Genomic DNA, 7,707 nt, shown 5'->3' with positions numbered 1-7,707 from the left:
TATTGGGAGGATTTTGATAAACCAAAGGTTGTCTACATGGAAATACAGACAGACAATCCAGAAAAAGGGTATCCTTTTCCTTGTTATTCGTATGATGAGGCTAATTGCGTCGTTCTAAATACTGCATACATAATGAGTAGCGAGAGTATTGACACAAAATACATTCTTGGGATATTAAATTCGAGGCTGGGAAAATTCTTGACTAAGCTATATGTTATTCAGCTACAAGAACGACAATTCAGAATGCTAGCCCAGTATGTAGCAAATTTCCCTATAGCCATTCCATTTGAAAATCAGAAAGATAAGATGATAGAATTGGTGAAAGATGTGCTTGACAATCAATCTAATATCTCGGAAGAAAGGATTGATGAACTAACCTTTGAGCTATATGGACTATCAATGGATGAAATAGACTTTCTGAACGGTGAACACTAGTTCAAAGACATACAGTATTCCTGGATGTAGTTGATTTCTGAACTAGACAGACCAACCAAAGCATAAACAAGGGAATTAACTTCGCACGAAAATTCGTTGATAGATACTTCTCCCGCAATTAGTCTTTGAACTAATGACGAAAAGATCTGTTCTTCACTTTCTGATATTCTAGGTATTAGGAGTTCCTGGATGGTGAACTTCTTCCATCTTACTGTCCCTACACCCGTTGTTGTACCCACCTTTGAGAAGAACCATTCTGATAAGGGAGAATTGAGAATACAGAATAGATATGGCAAGTGTGTTCCAACCATTAGAAACGTTGTCGCTTCTGTCACATATTCTCCTCTTGGTTCATAGGCAAACTTACTTCTGTCAGATATTTCTCCCCAGACTATTTTTGGCTTGTAAAAATCCTCCCAATAGCTGATACTATCCTGGGTTTCAAACCATTTGTTATTGGTCTTCTTGCGAGCTTTTATTCTCTCTCCATTGACAATGTGTGTCTTGCCCGATTGCTCTAGCCTCTCCATACCATAGGAGAGAAGATAGCTCTTCAGCGAAGGATATAAATCGATATCATACTGACGACTTGGGAAGGTAGCAATTAGCCATAGTCCAGCCCAGTCATATCCGTAGCGCTTGATGTCCCGGCCGCGCAATATGGGTCGTATGAGATCAGCCGTACGCTGTCGCTCGTCCTCGGTCTGGCAATTGGCGAGGATCTCGTTTCGCTTCTCGGTGTCGATGATGAAGGCATCGTTGCAGCCGGTGAGCACGCCACGGTAGATCTGGATGTCCCAGTCCTTAAGGGGGGTGCCGACGGCCTCGATCTTCTCCTTGATGCGCTGCTCGATGGGGGTGAGGATGACCCAGGGGGCGGAGGTGAAGGCGGAGGGCGTCGCATGTTGCTCCACAAAAAGGCTCAGATTATCCACTCCAATTTTATCCGACTTACCGGAGACAACTGACCGGCAGCTTTTGCTATTCTTCTCCTTGGCGAAGAGTAGGATATTGGTATCGACGGTCGCATTCTGGAAGATCTTCACTCCGGCAAAGTCTATCAGCAGCTTGGGGTTGGTTCGCTCCGATAGGAATTGCCTGGTCTTCTCACCGTATCCGGCACGCATCCACTTATTGGAGGTGATGTAGCAGAGGTGCCCGCCCGGTCTCAGTAGTCGACAGCCCAGCTCATAGAAGAGGCAGTAGATGTCTCCCATACGTGCATAGGTCTGGTATCCCGCATCGGCGTAGAGCTTCGCCAGTCGTCCGCTATCCTTAGATAGCTGGATGTATGGCGGATTGCCGATCACTATGTCGAAGCCTTCATTTTCCATAAAGACGTCACCAAACCAGGTGTGCCAGAGGAAGAACTCGTCATTAGCGTGCACGTCGATGTCTCCGAGAGAGACGTCAAACTGCTGCTCTCTCAGCTGTAGCTCGATCATCGTGGTGATCTCATGTCTCATCCTCAGCCTCATCGTATGATCATCGCAGGCGTAATACTGTCGGATAAGTCCGGAGAGCTTATCGCGCAGTAGGTCGAGATTGTCCTCGAAGAGTGTAAGCCGACAGCCGGAGACCTGGTCGACCTCTTGATTCATCTTAGTTAGAGAGCTGAGATCCACTTCCGCATACTCCTCCAAGAGCGAGTCACCCTGCATGATCTTGAAGTCTAGATTGGGCAACGCCTCAGGAGCCTTCTCATCCACCACGAGGGTGAGCCAGAAGCGCAGCCGAGCTATGTCGACCGCTCCTCTCTCGATGTCGACACCATAGATGTTATTCTGCAGGATCTCCCTCTTTGTAGCAGCCGGATCCAAGGCTGTAGTGGTCTCGAGGGCAGACCTACAGAAGTAGAGCTCTCTGAGGAGTCCCATGGGGAAGGCCCCGGAGCCGATGGCAGGGTCACAGATCTTCACTCTCAGGAGTCGCTCCCTGATCTCCTCCGTCAGGTCACCGAGGGAGGTACCATCGTGACTCTCGACAAAGTCTCGGATAGCCTCTCGCTCCTCCTCATCCTCCCGGTCGGACTGAAGGTAGGCGATCAGACTCTCCGCGCACATATACCGGACGATCTCCTTAGGGGTGTAGAAGGCCCCCATATCCTTATTGTCCTCGAGGAGGTTCTCGAAGATCCGTCCCAGCATCTCCGGGTCGATACCCACCTCGGCATCGTTGGGGTCGTTCTCGTCGATGGTAAAGTTATACTGAGACAGCATGGTGAGGAGATCGCGGAAGTAGTCCGAGGGGAAGGCGAGTCGTCGCTCATCCAGCGCGTCACGCTCAAAGAGACCGCCATTGAGGTAAGGCACCCGCACGATGCCGATACCGTCGACTCTTGTGTCGAAGAGACTCTGACTCTCCCGCCGATCGGTATCGAGAGCCTTGGCAAAGAGAGGCTCCAAGACGCTGTCGAGGAAGTCGGCCTGCTGCTCCGGTGACGCGTACTCGAAGAGGTGGAGCATAAAGTCCTTGTCTCCCTCGCCCCACTCTCCACCTCTCGGAACACCCAGCCAGCCCTTCTTCTGCAGGAAGTGGAGGAAGACGATCCGCCCGAGGAGCTTCTTCACATAGTCACGGATAGGCTTCTCCTCCTCCCGCATACCGAGGACGCCCTCCTCCGAGGCCTCCTGCTCCTCGGGGATGAGATGAGCACGGATACCATTATCAGGATCCGCAGCAAAGCTGACAAATATCTCGTAGTGTGCCTTGTATCGTGAGAAAAACTCTCTCGAGAGAGCCTCGACGCTGAAAGCCTGCTGTAGATCCTCCATCGTCAGCGCCTCCTTGCGATTATAGAGACCATAGAAATTGTCTGTCGCTGTACGGCACGACTGCCCCGGACCGAGGAGGAAGGTGTACCGCTTGCTGTCGGTGGTCTCCGCCAGGCAGCCCTCCTTACGACAGAAGGTAAAGCGCCAGTCCCACCTCGCAACGTCCTCGTAGTGGAAGATCATAAAGGCAGCGGAGTAGTTGCTCATGATCGAATGGATCAGGAGCTGGATGGAGACTCTATTTCGCTCCATCATAACGCTGTCACTCACCGTGATGTCGAAGATCTGCAAGGGCTCTATATCGACGTAGACACTACCGAGGAGCCTTATGCTGCGTATCCCTGTCGTATGAGCGAGACTCGGATTGACTCTGCTGTCAAATACCACTTTATTATACCCGCTCTCAAACTTAGACCCGAAGATCGGGATAATAATGGTGTCCAGGAAGGACAGACCGCCCTGATAGCCTGTACTTAGGTACTTCCTGAGATGCTCCTTATCCATGATTGCCTGTCTGACTTACTTGATGGTACCTAATACGACGCTCGGCTCCCCCTGCTGTGCCTCCACTCTCCTGATCAGATTACCGATGCTGTCCCTCAGGAGGGCATCGATCTCGTCCATGCTGGCGGGGATGAGCTGAGACCTCCTCCGGCCCAGTTCGTCACCGATCTGGATCACTCTCCTAACCACATCGCGATTACCACGGTCGATCTGCTTACGAGCCGACAGTAGGATCTGCTTGGTCTCATCTCCTGTCTCATGATTATTCCAGAGGCTGACGATAATGCGGAGAGCACGCTCCACATTGCTCTGTCCTACGTGAGCTTTGAGTATCCGGACGAAGTGCTGACTGTAAGCCTCCATAGCTCGCTTCCTGAGCGACGGCCACTCCTCCGGCAGCGGTACCCTCTTATCCTCCGGCAGGGCTCGCAGGCGCTCCAGGAGGTCGAGGAGAGAGAGGATCTTCGTGTCCCCTGAAGGATCCTGCTCCACCTCTATGGCCAAGGGGGCTGACTTAGGTGCCCGCACGACGAAGTAAGCCCTCCCCTCGGGATCCTGTGCCATTTCCCACCCCTCGTCTGTGTCGGCAATGAGCTGATAACGGTCTGGGTGTGAGTCTCTATACTGCTTCAGCTCATAGACATACTTCTGGAGGGGCGACTCCTCACCATCTATTGCCACACGGATGTTGTCGTAGTGTACCAGGCTCTCATCGTCCGTAAAGATCTTACTGTCTCCACCGAAGAGTACGTGGAAGGACTGAAGCTTTGAGTGCGCTATCTGGACCAGCTTGATCATCTCATCGCCCTGCGCACTCGGCATAAAGTTGTACACATAGATCTTCGGATGCTGAGATCCGATGCGATTGACGCGACCGATGCGCTGCATGAGTCGGGTCGAGTTCCACGGGGTGTCGTAGTTGAGTATGACATTGGCACGATGGAGATTGACACCCTCTGCAAGGACATCTGTGGTGATGATCACATCGTACTCATCCCGCCACTCGCCGGTATAATTGGCGTCAAAGTTCTCCTGTATCACCTGCTCCTTCTCATCTCTATTGGCAGCGGTGATGACGAGAGCTCTATGCCCCTTGTACGCCAAGGCATGCGACAGGGAGTTGACCGTGTCCTTTGCCTCGGAGAAGATCACCAGTTTGCCGGAGGTATTGGTCTTTGGGTCGAAGAGCTTCGTATTGATGCTCTCCTTGAAGGTGTCAAACTTTGGATCCTGCGAGTTGGAGGCTCCCCATCGGTCACAGAGTCGTGAGATAAGAGCACGATCTCTCTTGAGACAGTCGTAGTACTCAGGGCGGAAGTCGCTCTGCCGATACTCGGCATTCTGTCCCCTCTCGTTGCGCCCATCGAGGGTCAGCTTCTTGATCTTATCTCGTATCTCCTGCACACAGTCCTCGTAGGTGACGATTCGTCCGCGTCGCTCGCTCTTGGCCCGGGAGTCCAGCTCCCTATTGATATCGATCTGGGGACAGATAAAGATGGTGTCCTGCTCCCACATACTGATCATGTTGTCCGTGTAGCGGCGGAGGTTGAGGAGTGACCTCTTGAATGCCGTAAAGGAGCTCTCCAGACGCTTGACCAGCATAATCTGCATGATCGTAGCCAGCTGTCCGGCGATATCGCCCACGCTGCGGTTTCCACGCGCCATATGCTTCTGCTCATTGGCGGGGTCGACGAAGTACTCAATAGCTCGATACCGATAGTAGCGGAGCCACTCGTCGGACCGGATCTTCTCCACCTCCGACGGAGCTATGATGCTCATGGTCTCGGCGAAGAGGCGCGCCAGCTCGTCATCCATCCTATAGACAAGCGCATGGGGGCCGACCAGCTCAGGGAAGGTTAGTCCCTGAGCCTCTATATCAGCCTTGTAGTAGGTCTTGACATCCGTCCTCGTCCGCCGCTCCAAGAGGTCCTCAAGGATACAGTCCCTAAGCTCCTGTGATATTTCCTTCAGCTTCTTGGCTCGCTCCTCGTCGCTGAGATCATCGTGCCCCTTGAGGAGCGCATTGTATTCCTTATTGACTCTCACGAAGAAATCCTCCAGATCACCCCCGGAAGCTCTCTTGAGCGTGCTGTCCTTGTGATTGCGCTCAAAGAGGTAGATCTGATTCTTGAGATCATCCGGCCTATTATTCTGAGGCGTGGCGGAGAGGAGACCTATGTAAGGGTAGGCGCCACTCCGAGCACCGATATTCTCAATGAGGGTGTCTAAGGACTGGTACATCTTGGTAGTGCTGCGACGGAATCGGTGGCTCTCATCGATGATGATCAGTCCGTAGTCTATATCCTGTAGCGCCTGATCGTCGCCTAAGCTCTCGTCATCTACGAGAGACTCCAGCTCCTCCTCTACCTCCTCTTCATCGTCTATTAAGCTACCGATCTTGCCAGTGGTGATAAAGTCTACGTAGGGTGATATCTTAGCTGTATCGCCTCCCCGGTCGAAGAGGCTGATAGTCCTCTCCCAGCCGGCCCTGATGGCCGGTGGTGTGATCACCAGCACTTTCCTCTCCCTACCATCATCGCGTAGGTCGGAGAGAAATCTCTTGATGATCAGCGTCCCGACGATCGTCTTGCCCAGCCCTACTACATCCGCGAGCATAAAGCCCCCATGCTCTCGCATAATGCTGATGCAGCGCTTCACCGCCTCTATCTGGTAGTCCAGCCGGATGATCTCCTCGGGGAGGTAGCTCTCTATCTCCTCGGTGAGAGACCTATCGATGACGTCGCCAAACTTGGTCTGCAGTAGCTTAATATAGAGCTCGTAGGGGGTAAAGGTCTCCTCCTGAGGCTGAGGATGGACGATGCGATCGATTTTGCCACCGATGGGTGAGCGCTTCAGTATCTGCTCAAGGAAAGTCTCAGTCCACTCTTCGGAGATCTCCCACTTTTCCTCGAACCATATCTTATGTCCCTTGGAGGGGGATCCGTAGCATGGGACGGCAGTCACGCGCTTGGAGTCGGTCTCCAGATAGTTCAGCTCTGCATTTCCCTCGAGACCTTTCTTCGTAAAGTTGGAGCTGCCGATGATGCCGAAGCAATTAGCCTTACCTAAGAATAAGTAGCACTTGGAGTGGAGGAATTGCGTCTCGTCCTCCTCGTTTTTCCGATAGATGCGGATCTGGATCTTACCCAGCGGGCAGTACTTGAGCAGCAGGACTACGACTCGCTCATACTCCTCCCTCAGCTCCAGCTCGTGGATGTCAGTCTTGATGAAGTCGTAGGGATACTCGGCGTCCTTGTACTTAGGATTCTTGAGCTGAGAGGCATACACATATGGATCCTTACCGATGAGGAGCTGCAGAGTGGTCCCCTCTCTCTCCAGAAACTGGCTCAGCTCATCCACGATGAGGGCCATACCAGGTAGGTCCCAGTAGCCTGTCGCTATCTGTAAGGTCTCAAAGGTAGGGAGACTGATACACTCGCTCAGCCAGTAGCGCATCGAGAGCTCCTCGGTCGAGTTGTCGATGAGCGTACTGTCTATGTGGATGAGATTATTGGATAAGAAAGGACTCATATGGCTCCGCAAAATGGTACGTATTTATGCAGCAGTCCAAATTTAGATATTTTATTCCTATAAAGGAAGCTCAAGGCCCGATGGATTGTGGTGTGTCGCGCCATCAAGCCTACCCGGGGGACCGACACCCTGGCGGGGTGCAGGTGCGGTTCGTCCTACCCGTCCGACTCGTCCGACTGGTCCGATAAGAGGTCACCTCAAGGAGGTGCGTTTTGCTCATCTATACTGCTCAGGTGCGTCCATCTCCTTCGCGGATGACCGATGCCTATGGAGCGAGCACCTCTGTCGGGGTGCAGGTGCGGCCTGCGCTATCTTATCGGACGAGTCGGACTAGTCGGATGGGTCGTGAGGCACCCGAAGGGTGCTCACACTCCTCGGAGAGGCCTGATAGTGCGACACCCTGGCGGGGTCGTGGGATGGCTGGCAACGCCTGATCCACCGGTCGAGGGGCGTAGCCCCGAAG

The 7,707-nt window shown here is 52.8% G+C and carries 3 protein-coding genes; 1 reads left to right on the top strand and 2 read right to left on the bottom strand.

The genetic code is table 11. The annotated features are described in order from the left end of the window. On the top strand, nucleotides 1-435 hold a 435-nt coding region (locus HMPREF2890_RS06925; protein ID WP_305775540.1), incomplete at its 5' end, for a TaqI-like C-terminal specificity domain-containing protein. Here the strand turns inward: HMPREF2890_RS06925 and HMPREF2890_RS06920 are convergent. Together HMPREF2890_RS06920 and HMPREF2890_RS06915 are read right to left on the bottom strand one after the other, a co-directional pair. Further along, complete coding sequence (locus tag HMPREF2890_RS06920; RefSeq protein WP_070466987.1) at nucleotides 432-3,713, bottom strand: Eco57I restriction-modification methylase domain-containing protein; 3,282 nt, start codon at nucleotides 3,711-3,713, stop codon at nucleotides 432-434. The two genes, HMPREF2890_RS06925 and HMPREF2890_RS06920, sit on opposite strands and share 4 nt — an antisense overlap. Nucleotides 3,714-3,728: 15 nt before the next feature. After that, nucleotides 3,729-7,244 (bottom strand): helicase-related protein, encoded by a 3,516-nt coding sequence (locus HMPREF2890_RS06915; protein ID WP_148130715.1) that lies wholly within the window; start codon nucleotides 7,242-7,244, stop codon nucleotides 3,729-3,731. Between the last annotated feature and the right edge of the window lie 463 nt (nucleotides 7,245-7,707).

The organism is Porphyromonas sp. HMSC065F10, assembly GCF_001808555.1.
Classification (GTDB): Bacteria; Bacteroidota; Bacteroidia; order Bacteroidales; family Porphyromonadaceae; genus Porphyromonas_A.
The sequence above is the reverse complement of the archived record's forward strand: the minus strand, read 5'-3'. Positions and strand labels throughout refer to the sequence as shown.